The organism is Streptomyces sp. NPDC055103 (assembly GCF_053607625.1).
Genome location: NZ_JBSGTX010000001.1, coordinates 40,519 through 65,060 on the forward strand (window position 1 = coordinate 40,519; position 24,542 = coordinate 65,060).

General features: G+C 70.2%; 28 protein-coding genes. 6 read left to right on the forward strand and 22 right to left on the reverse strand.

What is annotated here, in order from left to right:
- Positions 1 to 465 precede the first annotated feature (465 nt).
- From ACWFR1_RS00220 to ACWFR1_RS00230, 3 genes are read right to left on the reverse strand one after another with little or no spacing between them, the layout of a single operon-like run.
- Entirely contained in the window at positions 466 to 636 is a 171-nt protein-coding gene (locus ACWFR1_RS00220) for a hypothetical protein (protein WP_453544929.1), read from the reverse strand.
- A complete protein-coding gene (locus ACWFR1_RS00225; protein WP_453544930.1) occupies positions 633 to 1,142 on the reverse strand; it encodes an ATP-binding protein in 510 nt (169 codons plus the stop codon). Before ACWFR1_RS00225 ends, ACWFR1_RS00220 begins: the two co-directional genes overlap by 4 nt.
- Positions 1,139 to 1,318 carry a hypothetical protein gene (locus ACWFR1_RS00230; protein WP_453544931.1) on the reverse strand — a complete coding sequence of 60 codons (180 nt, stop codon included), beginning with the start codon at positions 1,316 to 1,318 and terminating at the stop codon, positions 1,139 to 1,141. The genes ACWFR1_RS00225 and ACWFR1_RS00230 overlap by 4 nt, the downstream gene beginning before the upstream one ends.
- Before the next feature lie 432 nt (positions 1,319 to 1,750).
- Here ACWFR1_RS00230 and ACWFR1_RS00235 point away from each other — a divergent pair, with 432 nt between their 5' ends.
- Positions 1,751 to 2,608, forward strand: coding sequence for a helix-turn-helix domain-containing protein (locus ACWFR1_RS00235; RefSeq protein WP_453544932.1), 858 nt, complete (start codon positions 1,751 to 1,753; stop codon positions 2,606 to 2,608).
- On the forward strand, positions 2,605 to 2,817 hold the full coding sequence (locus tag ACWFR1_RS00240; protein ID WP_453544933.1) for a DUF397 domain-containing protein: 213 nt from the start codon (positions 2,605 to 2,607) through the stop codon (positions 2,815 to 2,817). Before ACWFR1_RS00235 ends, ACWFR1_RS00240 begins: the two co-directional genes overlap by 4 nt.
- Positions 2,818 to 3,442: 625 nt before the next feature.
- On the opposite strand, the gene ACWFR1_RS00245 is transcribed toward ACWFR1_RS00240, so the two are convergent.
- Positions 3,443 to 3,568 (reverse strand): hypothetical protein, encoded by a 126-nt coding sequence (locus tag ACWFR1_RS00245; protein WP_453544934.1) that lies wholly within the window; start codon positions 3,566 to 3,568, stop codon positions 3,443 to 3,445.
- A 290-nt stretch (positions 3,569 to 3,858) separates the two neighbouring features.
- Between ACWFR1_RS00245 and ACWFR1_RS00250 the strand changes: the two genes are divergently transcribed.
- The 4 genes from ACWFR1_RS00250 (at position 3,859) to ACWFR1_RS00265 (ending at position 6,942) form a co-directional block, all read left to right on the forward strand.
- Complete coding sequence (locus ACWFR1_RS00250) at positions 3,859 to 4,398, forward strand: GNAT family N-acetyltransferase (protein ID WP_453544935.1); 540 nt, start codon at positions 3,859 to 3,861, stop codon at positions 4,396 to 4,398.
- 279 nt (positions 4,399 to 4,677) lie between these two features.
- Entirely contained in the window at positions 4,678 to 5,586 is a 909-nt protein-coding gene (gene hemC / locus ACWFR1_RS00255; RefSeq protein ID WP_453545381.1) for a hydroxymethylbilane synthase, read from the forward strand.
- 212 nt (positions 5,587 to 5,798) lie between these two features.
- Positions 5,799 to 6,209 (forward strand): hypothetical protein, encoded by a 411-nt coding sequence (locus ACWFR1_RS00260; RefSeq protein WP_453544936.1) that lies wholly within the window; start codon positions 5,799 to 5,801, stop codon positions 6,207 to 6,209.
- A 205-nt stretch (positions 6,210 to 6,414) separates the two neighbouring features.
- Complete coding sequence (locus tag ACWFR1_RS00265; protein WP_453544937.1) at positions 6,415 to 6,942, forward strand: TSCPD domain-containing protein; 528 nt, start codon at positions 6,415 to 6,417, stop codon at positions 6,940 to 6,942.
- Positions 6,943 to 7,402: 460 nt separating this feature from the next.
- On the opposite strand, the gene ACWFR1_RS00270 is transcribed toward ACWFR1_RS00265, so the two are convergent.
- The 18 genes from ACWFR1_RS00270 to ACWFR1_RS00355 form a co-directional block, all read right to left on the reverse strand.
- Positions 7,403 to 7,837: an NUDIX hydrolase gene (locus ACWFR1_RS00270; RefSeq protein WP_453544938.1), complete on the reverse strand. Its 435-nt coding sequence runs from the start codon at positions 7,835 to 7,837 to the stop codon at positions 7,403 to 7,405.
- A gap of 160 nt (positions 7,838 to 7,997) precedes the next feature.
- Positions 7,998 to 8,342 (reverse strand): MazG nucleotide pyrophosphohydrolase domain-containing protein, encoded by a 345-nt coding sequence (locus ACWFR1_RS00275; protein ID WP_453544939.1) that lies wholly within the window; start codon positions 8,340 to 8,342, stop codon positions 7,998 to 8,000.
- Between the two features lie 83 nt (positions 8,343 to 8,425).
- Entirely contained in the window at positions 8,426 to 9,157 is a 732-nt protein-coding gene (locus ACWFR1_RS00280; RefSeq protein WP_453544940.1) for an NUDIX hydrolase, read from the reverse strand.
- 99 nt (positions 9,158 to 9,256) lie between these two features.
- Positions 9,257 to 9,709 (reverse strand): GNAT family N-acetyltransferase, encoded by a 453-nt coding sequence (locus tag ACWFR1_RS00285; RefSeq protein WP_453545383.1) that lies wholly within the window; start codon positions 9,707 to 9,709, stop codon positions 9,257 to 9,259.
- 78 nt (positions 9,710 to 9,787) lie between these two features.
- Positions 9,788 to 10,369 carry a restriction endonuclease gene (locus ACWFR1_RS00290; RefSeq protein ID WP_453544941.1) on the reverse strand — a complete coding sequence of 194 codons (582 nt, stop codon included), beginning with the start codon at positions 10,367 to 10,369 and terminating at the stop codon, positions 9,788 to 9,790.
- A gap of 112 nt (positions 10,370 to 10,481) precedes the next feature.
- Positions 10,482 to 11,222 carry a restriction endonuclease gene (locus tag ACWFR1_RS00295; protein ID WP_453544942.1) on the reverse strand — a complete coding sequence of 247 codons (741 nt, stop codon included), beginning with the start codon at positions 11,220 to 11,222 and terminating at the stop codon, positions 10,482 to 10,484.
- Complete coding sequence (locus ACWFR1_RS00300) at positions 11,222 to 11,425, reverse strand: hypothetical protein (RefSeq protein ID WP_453544943.1); 204 nt, start codon at positions 11,423 to 11,425, stop codon at positions 11,222 to 11,224. The genes ACWFR1_RS00295 and ACWFR1_RS00300 overlap by 1 nt, the downstream gene beginning before the upstream one ends.
- Positions 11,426 to 11,823: 398 nt before the next feature.
- A complete protein-coding gene (locus ACWFR1_RS00305; protein WP_453544944.1) occupies positions 11,824 to 12,309 on the reverse strand; it encodes a GFA family protein in 486 nt (161 codons plus the stop codon).
- 34 nt (positions 12,310 to 12,343) lie between these two features.
- Complete coding sequence (locus tag ACWFR1_RS00310; protein ID WP_453544945.1) at positions 12,344 to 13,444, reverse strand: NUDIX hydrolase; 1,101 nt, start codon at positions 13,442 to 13,444, stop codon at positions 12,344 to 12,346.
- A gap of 42 nt (positions 13,445 to 13,486) precedes the next feature.
- Complete coding sequence (locus tag ACWFR1_RS00315; RefSeq protein ID WP_453544946.1) at positions 13,487 to 14,263, reverse strand: PIG-L deacetylase family protein; 777 nt, start codon at positions 14,261 to 14,263, stop codon at positions 13,487 to 13,489.
- A gap of 378 nt (positions 14,264 to 14,641) precedes the next feature.
- Positions 14,642 to 15,514: a hypothetical protein gene (locus tag ACWFR1_RS00320; RefSeq protein ID WP_453544947.1), complete on the reverse strand. Its 873-nt coding sequence runs from the start codon at positions 15,512 to 15,514 to the stop codon at positions 14,642 to 14,644.
- Positions 15,511 to 17,829, reverse strand: coding sequence for a methyltransferase, FxLD system (fxlM, locus tag ACWFR1_RS00325; protein WP_453544948.1), 2,319 nt, complete (start codon positions 17,827 to 17,829; stop codon positions 15,511 to 15,513). Before fxlM ends, ACWFR1_RS00320 begins: the two co-directional genes overlap by 4 nt.
- Complete coding sequence (locus ACWFR1_RS00330) at positions 17,826 to 18,365, reverse strand: NUDIX domain-containing protein (protein WP_453544949.1); 540 nt, start codon at positions 18,363 to 18,365, stop codon at positions 17,826 to 17,828. The genes fxlM and ACWFR1_RS00330 overlap by 4 nt, the downstream gene beginning before the upstream one ends.
- A gap of 297 nt (positions 18,366 to 18,662) precedes the next feature.
- Positions 18,663 to 19,967 carry a phosphotransferase gene (locus ACWFR1_RS00335; protein WP_453544950.1) on the reverse strand — a complete coding sequence of 435 codons (1,305 nt, stop codon included), beginning with the start codon at positions 19,965 to 19,967 and terminating at the stop codon, positions 18,663 to 18,665.
- Between the two features lie 116 nt (positions 19,968 to 20,083).
- A complete protein-coding gene (locus ACWFR1_RS00340) occupies positions 20,084 to 20,893 on the reverse strand; it encodes a class I SAM-dependent methyltransferase (protein WP_453544951.1) in 810 nt (269 codons plus the stop codon).
- Positions 20,894 to 21,012: 119 nt separating this feature from the next.
- A complete protein-coding gene (locus tag ACWFR1_RS00345; protein WP_453544952.1) occupies positions 21,013 to 21,960 on the reverse strand; it encodes a S66 peptidase family protein in 948 nt (315 codons plus the stop codon).
- Positions 21,961 to 21,994: 34 nt separating this feature from the next.
- Positions 21,995 to 22,549: an AAA family ATPase gene (locus ACWFR1_RS00350; protein WP_453544953.1), complete on the reverse strand. Its 555-nt coding sequence runs from the start codon at positions 22,547 to 22,549 to the stop codon at positions 21,995 to 21,997.
- Positions 22,550 to 23,147: 598 nt separating this feature from the next.
- Positions 23,148 to 24,524: an MFS transporter gene (locus tag ACWFR1_RS00355; protein ID WP_453544954.1), complete on the reverse strand. Its 1,377-nt coding sequence runs from the start codon at positions 24,522 to 24,524 to the stop codon at positions 23,148 to 23,150.
- Positions 24,525 to 24,542: the final 18 nt, after the last annotated feature.

Consider the following 24,542-nt stretch of genomic DNA (forward strand, 5'->3'; position numbering starts at 1 on the left):
GTGCGGCGCGCTCAGCGCACGGACTGAAGGGGACGGGGCGCGTTGCGGCAGGCGCCGCCGTCGCAGAGGGCGGCATCGGGCTCGCTCTCCCGCAGCCAGCACGAGAAGCACAGGCCGCTGCGGCGGACCTGCCGGTTGGTCCAGTGAGCCAGTGGGTGCCGCGGCGCGCCGTGCGGGACGCGCTGGGGACTGGGGTTGCCGTGGCGTCGGCTACAGCGGGCGTGCGGGGCCCGTGCGGCTGCTCTTCGGCGGGCGGCTGGTCGGACACGGTGGCCGGGGCGGCGTGCGCGGGGGCGAGTTCGCCGATGCTGATCCAGCCGGTGAGGGCCAGGCCGATGGCGTTCGCCGCGATCATCACAGGGCCGACCACGCCTTCACCGACCTCGGCGCGGGCGTGCTGGGCGCGGCGCGAGGCGCTGGGGGTGAGGTGGGTGGGGCCGTGTAACTCTCCCAATCCGGCGCCGCTCACGGGGTCACCGCCGGCCCGGAGTTCGGGGACTCGGGGGGCTCGATGGTGAAGTACGCGCCGAACAGGTCCGTCAGCTCCTCCAGGGAGGAGTCGAGCCGGGCGGCGGCCCACTGGTCGTGGAGGTCGGGGGTGGTGGGTTCTGCGGGTTCGCGGCGGGGGGCGGTCACTGCTGGGCCGCCTTCGTGGTGTCGAGCTCGCACCAGACCCGCTTGCCGGTGACGACGTGCTCGATGTCCCACCGGTCGGCCAGGGCGGCGACGAGGGCAAGGCCGCGGCCGTGCTCCTCGTCGCCCCCCGGGGAGGCCGGCACGGGCATCTTGCTCCGGCCGGTGTCCATCACCGTGATCCGGACGGTGGTGTCGCTGGTACGGGTGACGACCATGCTGACGATCCGCGAGTCCGTGTGGACGACGGCGTTGGTGACCAGCTCGGAGGCGAGGAGCCGCGCGGTGTCGGCGACGTGGCCCATGCCCCAGACCGCCAGCGCGAGGGTGACGCTCTGGCGGGCCTGGCCCGGGGCGGTGTCGCGGGCGACGTAGCGGGCGCGGTAGCTAGGCGGGCCCACGGACTCGGAACTCATGTGGTCCAGCAAGGCGGCCACCTTGATCGCGTTGATGATCTCCGGGATGCGCCGCGCCTCAGGGAGCACGGGGGTGGTAAGCGTGCTGGTCACGTGGCGGCTCCCCTCGTGCGGCGGGGGGTGGGGGCGCTGTACAGGTCGAGGTACAGGTCGCAGGTGTCCGGGGTCCAGCGGGCGACGGGGCCGTGGTCGCGGGCGAACTTCGCGCCGGGACCGGCGGGACGGCCGTGCTGGGGGTTCGGGGTGGTGCTCGGGTTGGGCGTGTTCATCGCCGTTCCTCTGCGTTGAGGCTGCCGAGTTGGAGTGGTGGCGGCCCCGGCCCCCGACGGGTGGGGCGGGCGCCGGGGCCGCCATGCCGGGCCCATGCTCAGAGCCGGCAGTAGATGGGAGCGCGCTAACCAAGCGTCGCCAAATGATCATGATTTGACGCACAGTCATGTTCGCTTGTCGAAGAGAATGCACCCATGGGGTAGGCGGGTGCAAGATTGGGGTTCAACTCCCCAAGTGAAAAACGGGTGTTCTATCGACTTGAACCCCCGCGCGCCGTCACACTGCACCCGTGACGTGGCCAGCAGCACCCGAGGGCAGCAGGGCATCACCCGCATGAGACTGCGCAACACCCGAATGCGGGGCTCGCCTCATCAGCTCTACCCATTACGCAGTCAGTGAGGAGAAGTGGCGGTATGCCTACAGTTCCGCTCGTGCCTACGGTCCGCAGGCGCCGGCTCGCAGGGCTGGTCCGCAACTACCGGGCGAAAGCCGGAATGAGCGGCGATGCCGTGGCGAAGGCCATGCGCTGGGACCCCGGAAAGCTTTCGCGCATCGAGAACGCGAAGGGGCAGCTCAACCCGAAGGACGTCGCACAGCTCCTCGGGGTCATGGGGGTCGATGACCCCGCCGCCATAGCAGCCATGGAGGCCCTGGCCCGCGACGCGGGGAAGACCGGATGGTGGCAGACCTACAGCGGGGTTGTGGCCCCGTCGTACGCCGACCTGATCTCTCTCGAGCGTGATGCCGACAGCGTCCGTGAGTGGTCGCCGCTCCTGATCCCTGGCCTGCTCCAGACGGACGCATACGCCCGCGAGGCCATTTCTTCGCACGCGCTGACCCGAACCGCCGAGGAAGTCGCAGCGCTGGCCGAGGTGCGCGTAACGCGCCAGTCGGTTCTCACCACCCGGCCGGAACGGACGCCCCTCAAGCTCCGCGCTGTCATCAGCGAGGCCGTCCTGCACCAGCGTTTCGCCGTGCGGCCTGAAATCATGAAGGACCAGATCGCCCGCCTGATCTCCAGGGCGCAGCTGCCCAACGTGACTATCCAGATCATGCCGCTCAACTCCACCCCTCACCCCGGCGGCGCCGGGGCATTCAGCCTGTTCGGATTCCCGCATCCCATGCCCGACGTGGTGCAGATCGAGAACCTCAAGGGCTCCAACTACGCCGAAGGCGGCGAGGACGTGACGCTGTTCGACGATGCGTTCGGCCTCATCGTCGGCTCGGCCCTGTCAGTGGACGACTCCCTGGCACTGCTCAAGAAGATGGAGAAAAGGAACAGCTCATGACCGAGCACACCCACACCGCACCCGCCCGCGACCTCACCGATGCCGACTGGTTCACGTCCTCATACAGCGCTGGGGAAGGTAACTGCGTCGAGGTCGCCACCAACCTGCCTCGAATCGTCCCCGTCCGCGACACGAAGGACCTCGAGGCCGGCATCCTCGCCTTCGACCGAGACCAGTGGGCGGCGTTCACCGCATCATTCCAGGGCTGAGCCGACTGCCAGCGGAAAACAGAAGGCCCGTCTTCCCCATCCAATCTGGGGGAGGGGGGCCCTTCTCGTGTACCAATACTCGATCAACCGCGCGACCTACCCTGCTGGTTCAACATCGGGCCGGGCGCGTGCCCGGTGGCTAACGGCGTCTCCCTGGCGGACGGCCAGGAGCCTCGTGGTTGCCGTGCCCGTGCTGGGGTGTGCGCGGGGCCGCGGCCACGGCCGCGATACGCGGTCGCCGCATAGCTCTGGCGTGCGCCCGTCACCGGAGGTCCCCGCCCTGGCAGTCGCGAGCACCAGCACGGCACGCTCACTTGGCTGTTGCAGCATGCCGATGGCCAAGGCCTCATCGGTGAATCGTTCGAGGGGTAGCGAAGACACCTTCGACGCGGTACGGCTGTGCGCGGGAGCCGTCCCGTGTAGGGAAGGCGGTGGACGCCGCCTTGGCGCCGGAGTAGCCAGGGAGGGCAGAGCGGGGAACGCTCCAGCTCCCGTTTGGCGTGCTCGTCCGCGATCGAGCAGTGGAAGAAAGTCGAGAGGGCCAAAACAGCTCCCGGCCGGCTTCCGATGACCGGGCTCCCAGCGGGCAGGGTGCCGTGGCCCTGGCGGAGGTGGTGCACTCAGCTCAGGAGGGGCTGAGTGTCGACAGCTCGATGGATGCGAGCCAGCGCGCCGGGCGGATCGCAAAGTCGGGCGAGCCGTTCAGATAGGGGCGGGTGCGGTCGAGCGGGTTGACGAACCAGACCAGCATGCGTGGGCCGGTGACGTGGTGGCTGTCGTGGTCTTCCTCGGCGGCGATGTGTGTGGGCGCCGGGGGTGGCGGCGCGGATGGCTTCGCTGGCGAGATCGGCTGTGATGACGACATTGCCTTCCGTCTTGGTGGCCGTGGTCGTCCGACCCCCGATACTGGGCCAGGCCGTCGTCAGCCGCCGGCTCAATGTCCCACTGGCGGCGGCTGCGGCAGGACGTATGACAACTCGCTGGTGTCGGTGTTGCCTATCGCCGGAGCTGGTGCCGGTGGCCGTGGGACGATGCTTGGTCATGAGCGATCGGCAGCCGACGGCTGAGGGTAGGGCAAGGAACGTCGAGTTCAGGCGATTTCACGAGGGTGACTCGGTGGAGGAGCTGACGCATCTTCTCCATCGCGCCTACGCTGATCACGCCGCTGCGGGGCGGGTCTTCTTCGCCTCCTACCAGTCTCCGCAGGACACCACGAACCGTCTGAGCAGGGGTGAGTGCTGGGTCGCCCTGGACGGGGCGGCGCTGGTCGGCACTGTCACCGTGTCGGCTCCACACACCACTCCGGCTGGCTACCCGGCCCTGGCGGGCGGGGGTTCGTTCTGGCAGTTGGCGGTCGATCCGTCCCAGCGGGGCACGGGACTCGGGAACCGGCTGCTGGCCTTGGCGGAGTCGCGGATCGCTGCTCTGGGGTCGACGGAGGTGGTCATCGACACCTCCTTGCAGGCTGCGGACCTCGTCGGCTGGTACCGCCGACGCGGGTATGCGCCGGTCGGGACGTGGCGGTGGGACGTAACCAACTACGACAGCGTCGTCCTCGCGAAGACCTTGCGGTCGAGCTGATACGGGGGTGGTGTGAGCGGGCTGGACTGATCAGGCCCGCGCCCAGGATGTACGTCACTTGCCGGCGCGCCCGCCTGCGTCCCGTGGGCGGGCCCGTCGGACGCGAGGCCGGCAGCTGCGATCAGATGACGGTTCCGGCCGAGGTGTTGCCGGTCACCTGCTGCGGCGCCAAGGGGCGTCGAACCTCCGGCGGTCCGTCGGTAAAAGCACTGATTGCGCGGGTTTAGGCTGCCCGTCAAGATCGGTTCCGGAGTGCGGAGGTCGCTGGTGCGGGTGGTGGTGGGCTCGCGGGCGAGCCGTCTGGCAAGGGCACAGGTGCGCGAGGTTCTGGCCGGGTGGCGGGATCTGTTCCCGGGCGTCGAGTTCGTAGAGCAGGTGATCCTCGAAGAGGGCGACCGCGACCGCCGAACATCGACGATCGCCGAGGTCGCGCGGGCGACCGGGACGAGCGCGTTCTCCTCGCGGCAGGAGGCGGCGCTCGCGGCCGGTGAGGTCGATGTCGTCGTGCACTCGCTCAAGGACTTGCCCACGGCGATGCCGGACGGGCTGGTGCTGCTGCGCCCGCCGGGCCCGCGCCAGGACGTTCGGGATGCGTTGTGCGGCCGGTCGCTGGCGGACCTGCCGCCTGGGGCCCGGGTGGGCACGGGGGCGCCGCGCCGGATCGGGCAGCTCCTCGCGCTCCGGCCGGATCTGGAGGTGGTGCCAGTGCGGGGCAACGTGCCCACGAGGCTCGATGCGCTGCGGGAAGCAGGCCGGTACGACGCGGTGGTCCTCGCCGTCGCAGGGCTCGCCCGGCTCGGGCTGGCCGAGCACATCGTGGAGGTCTGGGACGAGGAGACGTTCCCGCCGTCACCGGGGCAGGGTGCGCTCGGCGTCCAAGTACGGGCCGGGAGCAAGGCGGCTGTGCTGCTGGCGGGGACCGGGGACGCCGGGGTGGACGCGGCGGTGCGAGCGGAGCGGGCGCTGCTCGCCGAGCTCCACGGCGGGTGCTCGGTACCGGTGGGGGCGTGGGCCCGGACGTCGGGGGAGGGACTGCTTCGGTTGTCGGCGGCGGTGACTTCGCTGGACGGGAAGACGCAGTACCGGGTGAAGGTCGAGGGGGACGCGTCGCGGCCGGAGGAGCTGGGACGGGTTGCCGCACGGGGCCTGATGGAGATGGGCGCGGGTGTCGTCCTGGCGAGGCTCTGATTGAGGAAGGAGGATGTTGTGGCAGCGGCGAGGCCGGGGCGGAGGCGCAGGGAGGGGGGTGCCCAACGTGCCTGGCCGTAGCGGTGCCTGATGCCGTGATGACGGACTAGCTGCTGTGGGGTCGCGACCGGACGGACGTCACCCGCAGGATGTGGGTACGGGCGCGGGAGCGTGCGGTCCTTGGTCGTGCTCCGGGGGAGCGAACCGGGGCGATGGCGAAGAACGCGATGGTCCAGCGCACGATCGACGGCTGCCGGGTGCTGTCGGAGGCCGGCATCGTCCAGCTCACCAGCTGGATTCACGACCTTCCGCAGGAGACTGGCGAGGACAGCGACCTCACGATTCGTGTCATCCAGGACCTGGCCCAGCTGCCGCACAACGAGCAGAAGCATCACTTCTTCACATCGTTCCCGGCCACCGACATGTACGAGGCGCTCTTCGGTGCCAGCGAGGACGACGGGCGTAGTCAGCGCGACTGGGCGCGTAGCGACACCTACTCCGGGAGCGTGATCTGGTCGGGCCGGCCGGACTTCCGGCGCCGGGTACTGGGCCGGCTCGCGGAGCTCCGGGAGCAACACCCGGACGTCCTTGTCCGGCCGCTTCCCCACCTCGTGGAGGGCTGAGCAGCGCGACCACCGAACGAACAGGCTGGGGGCGGATGTTCGGCGTGCCGCGATTGGTGTCGACCGCCCCTCACCTCTACGGTAGAAATCCCACATCTTGTGGTCGCCGAACGCTGAATGCCCGTAGGTTGTGGACGTCAACCCTGTTATGCCCATTTTGACCATCCAGAGGACACATTCAATGGCGGACCGAACCGTTGACGGCATGGCGCGTAAGCAGACGAGCGGGGAGCACCCCCTCGGGCAGGTGCCCCCGCGGTCCCCGAGGCGTCTGACATCTACGACCAGGTCGTTCAACGTCGGCGAGGGGAAGGGCTATCTCACGGTCGCCTGCGCCGAGGACGGCCGTCCTGCTGCGGTCACGATCTTCATGGCCAAGCAGGGCTCGACCTTGGCGGGCCTGATGGACGGCTTCAGTACGACCATCACCCAGGGCCTGCGGCACCAGGTTCCGCTGGAGGTGTTCGTCCGCGAGTACGTCAGCATGCGCTTCGAGCCCGCGGGCTTGACCAATGATCCCGAGATCCGGCAGGCGACCTCCGTACTGGACTACGTCGGCCGGCGCCTGGCGCTCGACTACCTGCCGTACGAGACCCGGGTGGAGTTCGGCGTGCTGACAGCAGACGAGCGCGCGGCCAAGGAACTCCAGGACAACGTGGGCGACGCGGCCTGGGCCGACATGATCGGCCTGGCGATGTCCGCACCGACCGTCGCGAGCCCCCGCCGAGGCTGAGGGTCACGACAAGGAGGGGTCGGCGTCGCGATCGCTCGCGGCGTCGGCCCCTTCGTCTGTGTCGTACACGCCGGGCTCAGTCGGCCGTCTAGGTGAGGGCGGTCTCGACTGCGGCGCACGCGTCGGGCACGAGGGTGCGTCCCGGTCTGTCAGTGATGCGGCGTTTCGTAGCGAGAATTCGGAGGTAGGGGTGGTGGGTCGGCGACGCCGGGCAACTGTCCACCGGCGGATGAGGTAGCGGCGTCACGGGGATGCCACGCCCGACATGAAATGGGATCCGCAGAGCGCAGCGGACGACTACGTGACGGTGGAGTTGTTGTGTGCTGCCTTGGCGAGAATCCGGCTCCGGATAGTGCATTGTCAGTGTCGAACTGGTGCCCGGCAGGAGTGTGGTTGCGCTCGCGCAGGCGGTTGAGCGTGGCCTGGCAGGCGCTTCCTGCGATCCGTGGTCAAAGAGGGATCATTCGCACAGGCTTCCCAGCAGGGTGCCCTGTCCGGACTGGAGCACGTGGGCGGCTGCCAGCGGGATCCAGAAACACTCGAAGCGGGTGGGCTCCTGCTCACCGTCATGATTCTCCTGGCTGGTCCACCGCTTCGGGGCAGGTCCGGTCAGCTCCAGGTGGAAGAAGTGGCGGTGCTGGATCTCGAACCGGTACGGGCTGATGTCGTACATCGCCTCGCCGAGTTTTCGCACGATCTTGAAGTCGTTCAGGCCGGTCTCCTCCCCAGCTTCCCGCAGGGCCGCTGCCTCCGGCGTCTCCCTCTCACGGATGGTGCCAGCAGGGACCTGAATCCCGACCTCCTCGTAGCTGTAGTCGATGTGCCGGAAGACCAGCAGCCTCCCGTTACGCACGATGTAGCACAGCACTTTGTCCTTGGTGACCTTCTCGGGCACGAGAACACCCTCTCGATTTCGGTGAAGCTGTACGCGACCGCCACGGCCACGGCCGCGGTCATGAGTACCCGGGCGCCACGTGGGATGCAGGTCAGAGCGAAGCGGATCGAGACGGGGCTCGTGCCGTCGTTGCGGTCGATGGCGCCAGATTGCCTGGGGCTCACGCGCCAGGGGTATCGCCCTGAGACAACCGTGCACTGATCCTCTCGTCGAGTTCCGCCATGGTGCGATGGAAGACGCTTTCGAGGTCCACGCTGTAGCGGTGAGCCAGGATGAGTACCGACCACAGGCAGTCGGCGAGCTCGTGCTCCAGCGCAGGCCGACCGCCCGGGTGCTCTCTCGCACCCTCCTCCGACATGACGAGTTTGGCCAGGTCGCCGACGTCTCCCATGAAGCCGAGCACGAATTCGGTGCGTGTCCAGACTCGGCCGCGCTCACGACGGTTCAGCTCGTCGTAGCGGTCATGGATGCGGATTGCCTGCCGCTTCAACTCATCGAGGCCCACTGAGTTCTGTCCCTTCGGGGTGAGTGTGCTGAGGAGTGTTGCCCGTTCGCCTGGAGAAGGGAGCGCCGGACCGGGTTGCGGCTTCAGGTCGAGAAGTACCGGGCCAGGACCTGGTGCAGGTAGTCCGCGCCCGGGCCGAGGCAGGCAGCCTGTTCGGCCGAGGGCACGAACGAGATCTTGTCGAGCTCGGATACGTCTCCACGTTCCGTCTCCCACACGGTGAGATCAGCATGCCGGCGACGCACGAGTGCGCTGGGCACGGGCGGGGCGAGGAAGTGGAAGCCGAGGCTGCCGAACCGTGTTCCTCGGGTGAGGCCCCATAGCCGCAGTTCCTCGGCGGCGACGCGTACGCCGAGCTCCTCGGCCAGTTCGCGGGCGGCATCCCGACGGAGTGACGCCATGTCCAGGGGGCGCCTCGCCGCAGGGGGTTCCGCTGAGCCGCCGGGGAGGCTCCAGTGGCCGGGCGCCGCGGTGGTGGAGGAGCCACGTCCGACCGCGAGTCCGTCCTCCGTCGGCAACAGGACGGTGACGAAGACGGACCCGGGGACTTCTTCGGCCGGCCGGAGCTGCCGCAGGGCCCGGTGACGGTACGTCGTCCTCGCCCATCGCACCACCAGCGGGCCGGGCCCGGGCAGGTCGATGCCCAGGCTCGCGACGAGCGGGCCGTCGAAGGTGGTGGGGTTGTGGGCCTTCGTATTCGCCCAGAGACGGTCGACTTCGCCTCGCTCCTGTGGTGACAGGGCCGGTGGAGGGTGCTCGACGAAGTCGATCTGTTGCGCGTCGAGGAACTCGACAGGGAGATGCCCGGGCTGCATCGGAGGTCCTTCCCGCCCGTCGGGGCGCTCAGATAGATCGAATGTGGCGAGTACGGCCCCCGCACCGGCTGCTCCGGTTCGGGGACGCTGGATCGCTTCCTACCGGCAGCTCCAGGTCATGGCTGGTGCGGGAATGGGGCGGAAGCCGAGCTCGGTGTAGAGGGGGAGGCCGTCGGGGGAGGCGTTGAGGCGGACGGAGGAGCAGCCCTGGCCGGCGAGCCACTGCATGGTTGCGGTGACGACGGCGCGTCCGTAGCCGCGCCGGCGCCAGGCGGGGTCGGTGGCGACGGAGTGGATCTCGCCGTGGAAAGGGGAGTTGCTGGTGGGACTGGGAAAGCGAGGGGCGTAGGTGCCGACCGCGCAGGAGGCGAGACCGGCGCCGTCGGGCGTGTCGACGACGAAGGCGGCGAAGCTGGGGGCTTCGAGGAAGTCGGCGAAAGCCGCCTCGCACGCCGTAACCCATTCGCCGTCCGGTGTGGGCCGTGTGGTGTCGAGCATGATGCGGCGCAGCCGGGTGAGCTCGGCTGCGTCATGGCGGTCGGCACGGCGCACGTCCAAGGTGCTCCTCCTGCAGTACGAATCGGGTTGACGACGGGGCGTTGGGCCGACCGTTTGTGTCCTGGCGCCGGCCTACGGGGTGGTGCGGGTGCGGATGACGTCGTAGAGGTGGGTGCCGTGTGCCCATCTCTTCAGGTCCTCGCGGCCGACGGTGATCGGACGGTGGCGGGAGGCGAAGTCGAGGGCGGGCTGCGTGAAGCCGTTGAGGCCGATGATGACGGCGTGATCTGCGCCGTGCTCCGGGCGGGCGGTGCCGTTGAACTGTTGCATGGCCGGTGAGTTCACGGGGCGGCTGAGCTGCTTGCACTGGACAACGATGGTGAGGCCATCAGCGTCGGTGGCGATGACATCGGCGCCGAGGTCGCCTGATCCGCCGACCCGCCGGGCATGGAGGAAGCCGTCCCGGGCGAGGAGTTCGGCGCAGGCGTGCTCGAACCCGGTCGGACTCATGGCCTCGAGCTGCTTCATCCCGTAGGTGAGCAGGGCAGGCTCCGGCTCGACCGATGTCACCTCCACACCGGCGACGGCAGGTGTGGCGAGAACGTCGAGGACAGCGCCGGCGAGCCGGGCGAGGAGGAACAGGACAGCGAGGAAGCCGATCACGATGAAAGCGGTCCACCAAGGGTGTGCGGCGACCGCGCCCCACAGGTCCACGGTGATCCATCCGATGACGGTTCAGGTCAACCACTCCCAGAGCATCTTCCCGGCGGCCAGGACCAGTGCGGTGTACAGCAGGAACTTCAGAAACGGGTCGAGGGAGCCGTCTTCATCGAACACCGTCCGTCCTCCCCTCCGGAGCGGTCCGTCCGTACGGCGCGGCGAACCGGGGCCGGCGAGCGCCAGGGAGCCGTCGGCGGGTGAGGGCGGGAAGCTGCAGGACCTGGTGGAGCGGGATACCCAGCTCGGCCCATGAGCGCAGCCGTTCACGGTCGGTCCAGCCCACGGCATGCCGCTCTCCCCACTCCCTGGCATCGCGGGTGAAGCCGCCGTTCGTCACGACCGTCGCCGCATTCGCGCGGTGGGCGGGGCCTGCTGTCCCCTTCACCTGGTACATCACCTGGGAGCCGACCTTCGCGGCGACCTTGGTGTGCTTGGCCTGGACGACGAGGCGCCCGTACGCCGGGTGGTCGGCGATGACGTCGGCGGCCTGATCGCCCTGCTGCCCGACCTGTCGGGCCGACCAGCCGTCCCGGATCAGCAGGTCCCGCAGCGCGAACTCGAACTGCCGGTCGTCCATCGCGTCGAGCTCCGCCAGGCTGAACCGCAGGACCGACAAACGCCGTGCTCGCGCCGCGTGCTCGTGGCCGGCCGCTACAGCCCGCCAGACGCCGGCCGCGAATCCCAGTAGAGCGAGCACAGTCACGATGGGCCACCACCGCACCAGCGCCTCGCCCACCCATACGAGCAACCGCACCACCAAGGAGGCCACCGCTGCGGCGACCAGGGCCGCCGCCCCGTACTCGACCGCGCCGCGCGGCCGACGGATCGCTAACTGCCGCCTCCCCATCAGCGGCCCGCCGACGGCGTCGCCGTCACCCCGGGCGCGGGGGGCTGTGCCGGCTGCGCCCCCTCGAACCCGAAGAACTGCGCCCACAGCACCACCACGGCGGCGATGCCGCCGATCAGCCACGGACTCATCTTCTTCGCAGACCGCCGGGTCGGATTCCGGCGGATGTGGCCCCGCACCCGGTGATAGCCCTCAGGCGTCATGAACTGTCCCCTCCCGAAATGAGGGCCGCACCTATGCGAACCCTCCTGACATGGATGTAGCAGCGGCCACCGACACCGACCCGGGAGAACCGCACCGCGATCACTCCAAACCGGCCATCCCCGTCAACGACCTTCCTCTAGCGGCCGAACATGAGGTGAACGGCCAGGTGGCCACGGAGAACCGATCGCCGTCCCGGCCGAGTCCGCACCGCCCGGGCACCACACGGCAGCCGGAGAACCCCTGGTCGCAGCACTCTGCCCGGTGGAGCGAAGTTGGCGAGAAAGGCAGGGGGCACGCTCCCCGCGTACGCGCGTGTGCGCCCCCACGTGCCGCCGGCCGGACGCAGCGCCGGGCAGGTCTTCACTTTCAGGCCGGGGCAGCACGGTGGGGGTAGGCGCTACACGTGTCCCGAGTCCGGGGCGAGGGTGAAGTTTGCCCAGGGTTCTGCCTCATCGCGGAACGAATGGCCGACGGGCGCGATGCCGCGGCGATCGGTGAGGCTGAAACCGGTCACCGCGATCAGGTTCTCTCCGTCGGCCACGGAGACGAGATGCGTGCCGCACCGGTCACAGAACCCCCGCCGAAGGGTGGGGTAGGTCGCGTACCACTCAGGCTCGCCACCGGGGCCGGTCCAGGCCAGGGTGTCCTTGCGGAATCCGACCCAGAGCACGGCGGGCCCGCCGCTGATCCGCGTCTCATGGCGGCACGAACAGAGGTGCGGATCGATCGGGTCGCCAGCGACCTGGTAGGCGATCCGGCCGCACTGACAGTGCCCCGTGCGAATGGCTTCGGGACGAGTGCCGTTCGGGCCGGTAGGTGTTCCGTCGGATGCGCTCGGGAGGAGAGCGGGCGGTTGGTCGGGCGAGGGGACGGCGCAGGTCATGAGGGATCCTCGAATTCGCTTCGGTGGGGCAGAGCTACCAGGTGGCGGGGCCTGCGAGTTCGGTGACGGGCTGTCGGGCGGCCTTTGGGATGCCGAGTTGCTCGCGGGCCTGATGGACGGCGGTGAGCTGCTCGGCCGCGGGCGGCCCCCAGTCGAAGAGCTCCAGGGCCTGTTCCGGGGTGGCCAGGATCCGGATGTAGGTGCGGTTGGTGGCCGGATCGACGGGCGGAGGACCGAGGCGTGTGAGGGCGGCGGCGTAGCGGACGCGCGCGCACGGCTGCTCGGGGTCGGACAGGTACCCGACGTACGTGACCGACACCAGCTGTGCGGCGGCCTCCTCATCGGCCTCACGGGTCAGGGTCGCGATGGGGTCGCCGTGGTCGCCGGGTTCCGGCGTCCCGCCGGGCAGGCACGCGGCGCCGGTGTCGGGATCGAGGAGGAGAAGGATCCGTCCGTCCGGCGCGAAGGCCCAGACCCAGGACTGCCGGATCGACGTCTTGGCGCCCGGCACCTGGGCAGCGTGGAAGGGGTAGTGGTGCTGGGCGCGCGGCGTGCGCAGGACCCCCGCCTGGTCGAGAACGGTCGGAGACAGAGGGTGGCCGTCTTCCAGGAGCGCAGTGCCGGCGCCGTTGATGCGGGCCCGAAGCGCAGCGAGGGCGCGGCGGGCATCGCGAGGAAAGAGGAAGTCGGGCAGGCGGGCGGGCTCGACGAATTCGACGGACGTGATCTCGCGCTCGGGGAGCCGGATGGCGGCGATCTGCTTCTCGTCCCATGTGCCGCCGTCGAAGACGTGCAGGAGTTCCCCGGGGTATCGCATCTCCGGGGGCGCGTTCACGGCGCCGGGCGAGACGTAGTCGACGGCGAGGCCGCGATCGATGACGGCGGTGACGCCGAGTTCCTCCTGGAGCTCGCGGGCGGCGCCGGATGCGGGGGACTCTCCCTTGTCCACGCCTCCGCCCGGCAGGAGGCAGGTGCCGTCGAGGTAGTCGACGTGCTGGACCAGGACCTCCCCCGTCTGGTTGGTGATCAGGACGGAGGTGCCGGCCCATAGCGCGGAGGAGGCTCGGTAGGCCCCGTACTCCTCGTCCGTCATCTTCGAGCCGGGTGCTTCGTCGGGGTTGGTCGTCGTGGTCATCTTTCTCCGATCGGAGCTTCTGCGGGTCTGGGCAGGCGGGTGTCAGGCAGTGAGCTGGTGCGGGTTGCCGGGGATGGGACCGGGCGTGAGGCGGGTGAACTGCTCGCTGCGGATGATTACGTCGCGGTCCGCGGACGGCAGGCGGGCGAGGAGGCCGGGCAAGGGCCGGGCGGCCGCGACCTCGCCGCGATGGGCGCAGATTGCCCGCCACTTCACCTCTGCCCACGGGCTGACGTCGACGATCGTGGTGACGTGGGAGTCGGGAACCGCGAGCACACTCTTGCCCACGCCTTCCAGCAGAGCCGCGAGACGGCCGACACCGCTGGTGGAGTGGGTCGCGGCGTAGAAGGCCGAAGGCCGCCAGGGCTCTCCTGCCTCCGGAAACAGGTGCCCGAGTGCGGCGGCTTCGACGGCGAGGAGGGTGATCTGGTGGGTACGCCGATGGTCCGGGTGCCCGGTCAGCTGGCCGAGAGTGTCGTGTCCGACGACGATGTCGGGCTTGAACTCGCGGATGTGGCTCACCAGACGGCCGACGGTTTCGTCGAGGGGCGCGTCGACGAGCCGATCCGTCCCGGGCGGCGCCGACTCCGGGTTGCGGGCGTCGGCGTAGCCGAGCAGCCGAGGCGGACCGGCACCCAGGACCGAGAGGGCATCGGAAAGTTCGGGTGCCCGGCGACTACTCGCCGTCCACGTTGCCGTGACCACGGCCGTACGGGCACCGCCGGCGGCATGCTGCGCCAGAATGCCACCGGCGAGGAGGGATTCGTCGTCGGGGTGCGCGAAGACGCCCAACAGGCTGGGCTGGCTCCTGGTCTTCACAGGGATCCTCCTGGTGCGCGTACGTGCGTGCGGGGAAAATGACCGGTGGCCGGCTGCCTGCGCACAGCGCGAGTACGGCAACGCCGATGCGCGGGGCGGGCATGGGTTCCTCCGGGCTGGTCGTGGCCGGATCGATCAGGGAGCGGGTTGTAGGTTCCACGCCTTCGGGCGCACTGGGGTCTGCGGAAACCTGGGATTCCGGGCTCGATGCGCAGTGGTCCGGTCGGCCGTGGATGCGCAATCCCGCGGCGGAGTCGTGGGCCGACGAGGGGTCGCCTTCGACGTCGACATTGGTCACGAGATCCATTGCGCATTCGGGCCCGGAATTGCGCATCGATTGCGCATCTGGCGCGACCACTGCGCGTCGAGACGCGGAACCTACACGGGTACGGGGGTGCCGGTGAGGTGCTCGGCCTGGCGGGCGATGAGCGGGGCAAGAGTGGGGTGGACGCCTCGGCTGCACGCCTGCAGGAGCTGGCCGAGTGCGACGAGCTCTCCGGCTCGGCCGGCAGGGTTGTCGAGGACGTGGGCGAATTCCTGCCGGATGCGCGCCGCGGTCGCGGGCACGGTGAGGGTGTAGGCGTGCAGGAGGCCGACGTCGTACCCGACGGGCAGTCGTCCCCAGGATTCCCAGTCGTGCAGTACCAGGGCCCCGGAGGTGAGGTTCGACCAGTGAAGATCCGCGTGCCCGGTCGTGAAGTGCCGGACCTGGATGGGATCGATGCCGAGGAAGCGGCGGAAGTTCTTGTCGATCCACCGCTGGCGCACCGCTTCGCGGTCCGTAGGCACGGTCGCGAGCGCGTTGAGCGCGGACCGCAGGTCGGCCCACCAGGCGCTGGGCAGCTCGATGTCGCGGTCGAGTACCGGACTGCCGGTGGTGACCGTGGGGAGGGCGATGTACTCGGTGAGCTCGGCACGATAGGCGTGATCGCCGCCGGTCCAGTCCAGGACATCATGGAGCCGGGGCCGCGGCACGGATGGAGGCACATGCGTGTCGGCCAGGGCCGTGCCCTCCCACAGGCGTCCGCCTTGCTTCTCCTTCAAGGCAGAGACGACGCGTAGCCAGCGGTCACCGGCCCGGCGTCCCAGAGTGCGGCCCCGCCAGCCCCATACCTCCGCCCCTTCGGACCGGACCGCGAGCAGCCGGGCCGCTGCCGCGAGCGCACGCCGCATCCGTGCGCGGTCAGTGGCGTCCTCGGGGGCGCTGAACACCGTCGGGGGGCCGCCGGCGGGGGAAGTACCTGGAGTCATGACGATCCCTCCGGGAAGGTGAGGAAGACGCGGGAGTGCTCCTTGTCGATGAAGCGCCATGCGGGCAGTTGCTCGTCGCGCATCGCGGTCGGCAGGACAGTCAGTACAGGCATGGCGTGGCGGCGGACGTCCTGGTCCCAGGCGTGGATGGCGCCGGCCACGGTGTCCGCGAGGGCTTTGGCGTCAGGGCCGAAGCCCTGCGCGCCGAACTCCCACAGCGACTCCCCGGCGGTCTCGTCGTGCTCGATGCGGCGGACGGTCATGCAGCCCAGGGACCGGCCCGACACCATGGCTGCGGCGTCCTGGTTCTTCGGCAGCAGGACCGGACCCTTCTCACGGTCACCCGTCAGGCGGCAGAAGCCCGGTAGAGCGACGGTCATCCAGAGCTGCAGCGTCTCGTACGACTCGCCCCCGGCCACCGTGACGCCCGTCCACAACTCGACCGGATCGCCCGCGACGGCACGTTCCAGGGCGTCGACCGGGGCGGGCGGCGTGTCCTCCCAGCGGATCCCGTAACCGCTCTCCCCGATGGGGACCGGAGTGTCGTCCCAGCGACCGATGCCCTGCATCGGCACGAACCCGCACGGGCTCACATACGTCGACCGCAGGAGAGGGCCCTGCTTCTCGAAGGCGACACAGCGGGTATAGCCGCCGAGCCGCAGCGGGACCACGAGCCTGCCATGGTCGGCCAGTTGCGCCGTCCACGCCGGGGGAACGTCCATTGAAGCGACCGTGACCAGGATCGTGTCGAACCCGCCCGGCGGAACCAGATGCTCAGGGGCGCCGTGCGCGCCGTCACCGAGCACCACCCGCACGCGGTCCGCGTACCCGGTCTCCTGCAGGAAGCGGACCGTGCGCCGGTAGACGTACGGGTCGTACTCGACACAGGTCACGGTGCCGGCGGGGCCGACGAGTTCGGCCATGAGGGCGGCGTTGTAGCCGCCACCCCCGATCTCCAGGCCGTGGCTGCCCGCGCGCAGACGGCCGTGGTCGAGCATGACGGCCTGCATCTCGGGCTGGGACACGGAACTCAAGGATGTGCCGTCGTCGGTGGTCACGGTCGCGACGGCCTCGTTGGCGTAGGCGCGGTCCAGGGACTGCTCGGGCATGAAGGCGTGTCGCGGCACGACCTGGAACGCGGCACGCAGAGCGGGCGAACTTGTCCAGCCGGCCTCGGTCAGAGCCTCGACGAGCCGAAGACGCAGCCGCACCGCCGTCGAGGGCTCCCCGAACCGCAACCGCTCACGGCCGGCCGGGGCGGGCCGCAGGGTGAAGTGCGCGGGCGGGAGACCGGGCAGCAGGCCAGGCCACACCGTGTTCAGAGCCTGCGCGGACGCGGTGAACAGCGGCTGCGGGAGAGTACGGAGGGCGCCCGGCGCATGCCACTCCCAACGGGCGATCAACTGGGGTTCCAGGGGCAGCGGTTCGCCGTCGTACTCGGTGAGCCGGGCGACCTCGGTGACCCGTGTCATACCGTGGGCGTCGTCGCACAGGGTCCCCAGCAGCACCACTTGCTCCGCGGTCGCGAGCAGGCCGGTCTCCTCGGCCAGTTCCCGGACAGCGGTCGCTTCGAACGGCTCCCCGGGCTCGACCTTCCCGGCCGGAAGTTCCCACACGTTCCGGGCCGGGTTCCAGCCCAGCAGCACCTGCCCGTGCGGGTTCGTCACGACGACCGCGACGCCGGCCAACGCCGCCGCCTTCGGCCGGTGCTTCTCCTGATACGCCGCCGCCCGGGCGCCGGGCGCGCGTAGCAGCACGACCGTGCAGTCCTCCGCATCGACCCGCTCGGAGTGCTCCCAGCCGTCGGTGAGCAGGGAGATCTCGGCGTCGTCCAGACAGATGTCGCGGAGGCTCTCCGGGAACCGGTCGGCATGCGGGGTGATCACGCACAGGGTTCCACCGGGCCGCAGCAGGCCCGCGAGCTCGGCAACGATCCTCGTACGGTCGCCCAGGTGCGCCAGCGATCGCCGGATCGTGATCAGGTCGAAGCCGTCAGCGGGCGCGAGCACGCTGAGGTCGCCCGTGGTCACGTCAGCGCAGTGGTACCTGACCGTGGGCCCGGGCGTCTCGGCGGATGCGCGGTCGATGGCACCCTGGGCGTAGTCGACCGCGTCGACGGTGTAACCCAGGTCGGCGAGCAGTCGGGCCACCTCGCCCGTACCGCAGCAGACATCCAGCGCCCGCGGCTCCTCCAGATCGGCACCCGGAACGAGCCGGTCGCGCACGATGGTCGTCTCGGCGCCGGACAGCGGCTTGATGCCACGGCCCGACATGTAGTGCTCGCTCCAGCCCTTTGCGGATGATGTCGTGCTCACCGTGCTGTCTCCTCGGTGCTCGTGGACGTACTCGTCTCGGTGTCCCAGTCCCAGTCGCCGACGTAGGCCGCCACCCCGGACCGGCGGGCCTCCAGAACGGCGGCGAGGCGGGCGGAGTCCCGCGCCGGCATCAGCGCGCGCCACTCCTCCAGCGGGAGGACTCGCACCTCGTCATGTTCGTCAGGGGCGAGCGTGAGGCTCGCGATCTGCTGGTCGGTCAGCCGTCCTCCGTCGAAGACGAAGCCTGCGGTCGCGAGCGGCCATGACGCGCCGGGCAGGCCGAAGACGGCCGCTAGCAGGCGCGGTGGCCCGGGCACCAGCAGCCCGGTTTCCTCCGCGGTCTCTCGCACCGCGGTGTCCCATGGCCGCTCGCCGTCCTCGGCCGTGCCGCCGGGTAGCTGCCAGGGATGCTCGGCGCTGTAGACGGCGTGCAGCTGCACGGGCCAGTCGTTCATGTCGGTGAAGAAGAGCGCGCCGAACACAGTCGCCTTCGGCAGCAACGCCGCATACTCCTCGGGCGGTAGGAACTCGGTCATCGGGGGCTCCCGTCCTGGGCCTGCGGGAACCTCGTCATCCGCATGAGGCCGGGATCGCTGGTGAAGCCGAGAGCACATGCGGCAAGTCCGCCGGACGCGGCGTCGACGACGTAGGCGCGGGCGTCCCCGCCGGGCCGGAGCCGTGCGCGAGCGGGTCGCGGCAGATGCCGAGCCAGGTGGCGTCGAGAGGCTCGGAGGGGATCAAGTGGGAGCGCAGCCGGGCGATCTCGGCGGCTTCGTCCGGCGTCGCCACCCTCGGAACGGGCCCTGCGGCAGCCGGCGTGCCGTCGTCGGGTGTCATCGCGGAAGACCTCCTTGCGGACGGTTGGAGAAGGGCCAGATGGCTTCGGTGCGCAGGCGGGCGAGGGTGCGGCGGCCGCGCTCGACGAGCTCCGGGTCCCCGGTCCGGGTACCGAAGGCGATGCCGGAGACCGCGTCCAGGGCCGTGCTCGCGACCAGATGCGTCTCTTCGGCGCCGGTGAGCGGGCGGCCGTAGCCGACGAGGAACGCCTCGGCCAGATCGGGCCGGCCGTCGAAGCAGTCGAGGAGGCGGACGAAGTCCCGCACACGGGACTGGGGTTCACTCCGCTCGACGTCGATGAAGCGCACGGTGCCGTCACCGGCGAGGAAGAGGTTGCGGTACTGGAGGTCACCATGGGTCACCACCTGTTCGAGCGGCGGCAGCTCCTGGGCGGCGGCGACGGCCGAGCGGACGCACTCCTCGTCCCCCGGTTCGAGCAGCGGCCGGGCCGCTGCCAGGTGGCGCTCCAGCCGGTCGTACGGACCAATCGGTGGCGCAGCGGCACCGGGCGCGGGAAGGGGACTCGTGTGGATACGGGCCGCGAGCGCGCCGATCGACCGGAATACCTCGGCCTCCTCGGCGGTGGTCAGGACGGCCCCGTGGAGGGGTCGGCCCTCGACGGCGGTCACCACGACCGCCAGGAGCTCGGGGTCGGCGGCCACGAGGCGGGGCCCGGCGCCGCCCAGCTCCGGGACCCACCCGCGCAGGGCGGCCGTTTCCCGATGGTGGAACTTGGCGTTCTGGTGGACCTTGACGAACCACAGGCCTCCGCCGGTGCCTTCGGCCCGCCAGACGCGGCTGTTCTCCCGGGCCCAGGAGACGTCGACCCATGCCGCGATCCGGCCGACGGCATGCTCGGCGAAGTCTCTTACCTCCGGCCCGGGCTGCGGCCCGGCGGAACCCGATGCGGGAACGAGGCGGAGCCGGTCGACGGCCTGGTCGTAGCCGATCGGGTCCCCCGGCTCCTGAAAGTGCAGTGCGACCCCGGCACCTGCCCGGTACGCATCCAGCCCGGCGCGGCAGTAGGCCACCATCGGCTCCGGCAGGGCGTCGAGCGGGAACCAGCCCATGGCGTCGCACACCTCGGGCTCCATGACCTTCGGCGTCCCGGCCCAGCGGCGGACCTCGAAGAAGAACCCGACGCGCGCGCCTCCGGCCGGCGAGCGGTGGTGCATGGTGACCGCGGGGTGTACGTCGGCCGGATCCACTACGAGGCCCGCCTCCTCGTACGTCTCGCGTACGAGCGCGGTGACGACGTCCTCGATCGGTCCGTCTACGTGACCGGAAATGGCGTGCCACATGCCCGCCGCATATACGGATCCGGCTCGCCGGGACAGCAACACCTCCGGCCCACCCTCCCCTTCGCGGGTCGCGAGCAGATGCACGTCCAGCGGCACGGTGTGCCGTCCGTCCCCGCTCACCGGGCACATCCCGGACGCCGGGCGAGCAGGACCGTGAACGCGGTGTCCTCAGCGAGGTCTCCACCCTCGGCGTGCTCCGCAAGAAGCTCGCGCGCTTCGGCTTCAAAATGCCCGTGGCGTCCACCGAACAGCGCAGGGCGGGCGAAGCTGGTGCTGCGCAGATAGCCGACCACCCCGTCGGGGGTCCAGATGCGGTGGACGGGAAAGTGATGTTCGGCGATGTCACTGAACGGCGAATCGGCGAGGTCGTCCTCGTAGCGGCGGCCTGCCCCGCCGTACACCCCGGCCGTGCCGGCCCGCCGGTCTTCGCCGAGGTAGGACTGGACCAGCCCTTTGAGGGCCGTCGTCCACGGCGACTGGTGGGTCCAGAGGCTGCCGTCACCCATGATCGCAAGGACGCCACTGGGGGCGGTGACACGGTCGACCTTCGCGAGGACCGCAGTCCGGGGCATCCAGTGGAATGCCCTCGCGCAGGTGACCAGGTCCGCCCGGTAGTCGTCGGACGGCGGGGAGAAGTCCTCGGCAGCCACGGGGTGAAAGCCGGCCGGGCGGTCGCCGAGGAGCGGCAGTAGCGCGGTGGTGGCCTCGTGGAGCATGCCGCGGTCGGGGTCCACCAGGTCCACGCGCGCGATCCGCGGGAGCGCCGGGAGCAGGGCGGCCGGCACCTGCCCGGTGCCGGTGCCGAGATCCAGCAGGACGGGCCGGTCAACACCTTTCACCATGTCTGCGAGAAGGCGGCCCACATCAGCGGGAATCCCGGGCCGATAGCGGGCGTAGTCGGACGCCGCCGCGTCGAACAGGCTCACAGTTCTCCTTCCGCAGTATGCGGGATCGAGGTGGAGGCGGGATGGCGGGAGACCGCCGCGAGCGTCGGCAGCCACGTGACTGGGGCCCTCGATTTCCGCCGCCGGGACGTCGGCGGTGATCACTGGTCGCTCCCGACCGTCGTGGTCCAAGGGGACAGGATGGTCAGGCCGACGTCGGGGCTGATGCGGACGTCGGTGCCGATCGGGAGGGTGTACTTGACGGCGGTGTGTCCGAACGGCAGGCCGAAGGCGATGGGGAAGGAGTACTCGTCGCACAGGCTCATGACCATCTCCCGGGCGGCGATGCCCTCGGCGGGCTCGCAGCCGAAGAGTTCACCGACGACCATGCCGGCGATCCGGTCCAGGACTCCGGCGTCGCGGAAGTGCGTCAGAGCCTGGTCGAGCAGGTCGACCGGCTTGAAGGCGTCCTCCCAGGCCAGGATCGCGCCCTGCCAGCGGGGCTCGAACGGCGTTCCGAGCAGGCAGCGCAGCGAGGACAGGCACCCGGCCACGAGGTGACCCTCGGCCGTCCCAGCCCTGCCCCAGGTGAGCGGGGCGTCGATCAGGGCCGCGGAGCTGTCGCCGGACAGAACCCGGAGGAAGTGCTCGGCGGTGGAGGCTGAGGCGTCCGGCGAGCCGAAGTCCCAGATCACCGCTGGGCCGTGGAAGGTCGGGATGCCCGTGCGGGCGGTGATGGCGTTCAGTAGCAGGCTCGGGTCGCTCACCCCGACAACCGGCTTCGGATGGGCGGTGATCAGCGGGAAGTCCAAGCCCCGCAGCAGCCGGTTGGCACTCTTCCCGCCGCCGGCGCTCATCACGGCAGCGATCGACGGGTCGGCGATGAACTGGTGGAAGTCCTCCAGGATCTCGCTCTCCGTTCCGGCGCGGTAGCCGTGCTTGCCACGGGTACCGCGGCCGAGGACGGGTTCGAACCCGTGGCCGCGCAGCACAGTCAGGCCCCGCTCAAAGGCCTCGGGGTGCAGGGCGGGCTCCGGCGCGGACACGGTGACGATGCCGATCCGGGCCCCCTTCAACAGTGGGGCGGGCAGGACAGCGGTGGTGGTCATGATGCGTCTTCCTCCTCGATTCCTGCCGTGTGTGTCACAGACGGCCCAGGATCGTGAGGGCCTGGTCGACGACCTGGTCGGGGCTGAGCGCCGTGGTGTCGATTACCTCGGCCCGCTTGCTCAGCCAGGATGCGTACGCCTGCTCGTAGTCCGTGAGCTTGCGGCGCCGGAACGCGCGGACCTTTTCGCTGCGTTCCTCACTGTCGGGGAACTCCATGCTGGAGTCGATCCGGGCCCGGATGGTGTCGGGGTCGGCGTGCAGGACGAGGTGGTGGACGTCGACGCCGGCCTTGTGGAGGGCGTTGAAGATTTCGTCCGCGTACTCGCGTCGTAGCAGTGTCATCGGCGCGATGACCGGGCCGCCGCGGGTGTAGAGGTCGAGCTCAGCGCAGACCTGGGCAACCAGGGTGCGCCACATCGGGTAGTCCTGGAAGTCCTTCTGCTGGTCGGGGTGGTCATCGATGCTTCTGCGCAGCAGGAATCCGACTTCCTCAGGGTCGGTCACGATGCTGGTGGTGAGCTGTCGGTGGAGCATCGAGGCGGTCGTGCTCTTGCCGCCACCGAAGGGCCCGTTGACCCAGACGATCATGCGCTTCTCTCTCGTGTGTGTCGGTGCTGGTGGGGCGAAACTGCTGGTCTTCGGCAGCGATGCAGCGAACTCCTCGGGCGGGAGCCACCTCTCCGGCATCCCACATCCTCTTTCGGGACCTGGGGGAACCTCGGCAGCTGCAAGACACCAGTGATCTCCTGTGAAGCCGAACTCCTCGTACAGGGGCCGGCGTCCGCGCTCGCGGGCAGTTCGTAGAGCGTGACTCCGCCCAGCTCCACGTGTTCTGCAGCGCGGGCAAGGCCCCGGGCGTGGTCGCGGCGCCGGTGGGCGGGCTTGGTGGCGACGGTGTGGTTCCGGACGGTCAGCCGCTTGGCGTACTTCGGGGTCGGCAGGACGGGATGCTTGAGTCCGCGCGCCTGCGGTGAGCCTGCCGGGCGGCGCGTCGACCACGTAGGCGCGGGCGCCGCCTCCGGGCTGGAGCCGGAGAGCGAGTGATCGCGGCAGATGACGAGCCACTCGTCGTCGAGAGGGTCCGACAGGACGAAGGTCGAGCGCGGCCGGATGATCTTGGCGGCATCGTGCGGCGTGGCCAACGGCGGGGCGGACACCGCTCCGGTTGCCGTGCCTGTGCTGTGCGTCATCGCGGGGCACTTCCGTCAGGCGTTGTCGGGGAAGGGCAGAGCGGTTCCGGTGTGGCGGCGGGCGAGGGTGAGGCAGGCGTCTTGGACTCCGTCCCGGACGGGCCGTCCGGGGAGGGTGGCGGGTCGGGCATCTGTCGCAGGGCGCGCAGCGGAGAACAGACGAAGACCGCAAGCGGCACGGCGAGCAGGCAAGTGCCGACGATCAGGGCGGTGCGCACTCCGGCCCATGTGCCGAGCCCACCGGCCAGCAGCGCCCCCAACGGCCGGGCCCCGGAGGTCAGCCACGTGCTCACGGCCTGCATCCGGGCCTGCATGTTGGACTTCGTGATGATCTGGCGAATCGACCGCTGGGTGGTGCCCGCTGCCCCGGCGCAGGTCAGCTGCAGGAACAGTGCGCCGCCGATCGTGAACTCCCAGCCGAGGCCGGGGGAGGCCAGCAGCAGGGGGATCTGGGTGAGTGGTGTGAGGGCGAGTGCGCCGAGCATCATGGGCCCGGGCCCGTACCGCCGCGCGACGGCCGGGGCAGAAAACGCGCCGGCGGCCGCGCCCAGGGCGCCGAGGCCCAGGACCACGCCGAAAGCGGTCGCGCTCATCTCCAGGACTCGCAGGAGGTACAGAGCCCACAGCGTGTTGAGCATCGAAAGGGCGAACGAACTTGTGGCGTTGACCCAAGTGAGCACGCTGAGCCGGTGGTCGGCGCGCACATAGCGCAGGCCCTCTCCGATCTCCGTCAGCAACCGGCGGTTCCCGGCGGGTGCCGGGGTGGTCTCTCGGGCCTGGATTCGGGTGGTGAACCAGGCGCTGAGGAGGTAGGAGGCGACGTCACCGAGCAGGGCGCGGGCCGGGCCGAGCAGCGCGGTCAGCGCGGCGCCGAGGTTGCTGCCGCCGGTCGCGGCGATCGCGAACAGCGCGCCCACGCGGCTGTTGCTTCGCTGGATCAGGGACGGGTGGACCAGCTTCGGCAGCAGGCTGATCGCAGCCGCGTCGTGCAGCACCCCGGCGGCCCCCTGGACCGCGGCGACGACCATGAGCTGCGTCAGGGTCAGCATCCCCAGGGCCGCGGCCACCGGCACCGTCACAAGCGCCGCGGCGCTGACCAGATCGCCGGTGATCATCTGGCACCGCTTGGAGTACCGGTCCGCGAGCGCACCGGCGTGCAGAGCAAGCAGCACGGGCGGGAGCTGCCCCAGGAACGCCAGCCAGGCAACCTGGCCGGCCGTGGCGTCGAGCTCGAGGACGGCCAGTACGGGAATCGCCATCGAACTAATCGAGCTCCCGGCCACGCTGGCTGTCTGACCGGTCAGGTACCGCCGGAAGTCGCGGTGCCGCCACAACGAGACCGGCGAAGTGGCCGGGTCAGGGCTGACCGTCACGAAGTACCCCCTCGGCCT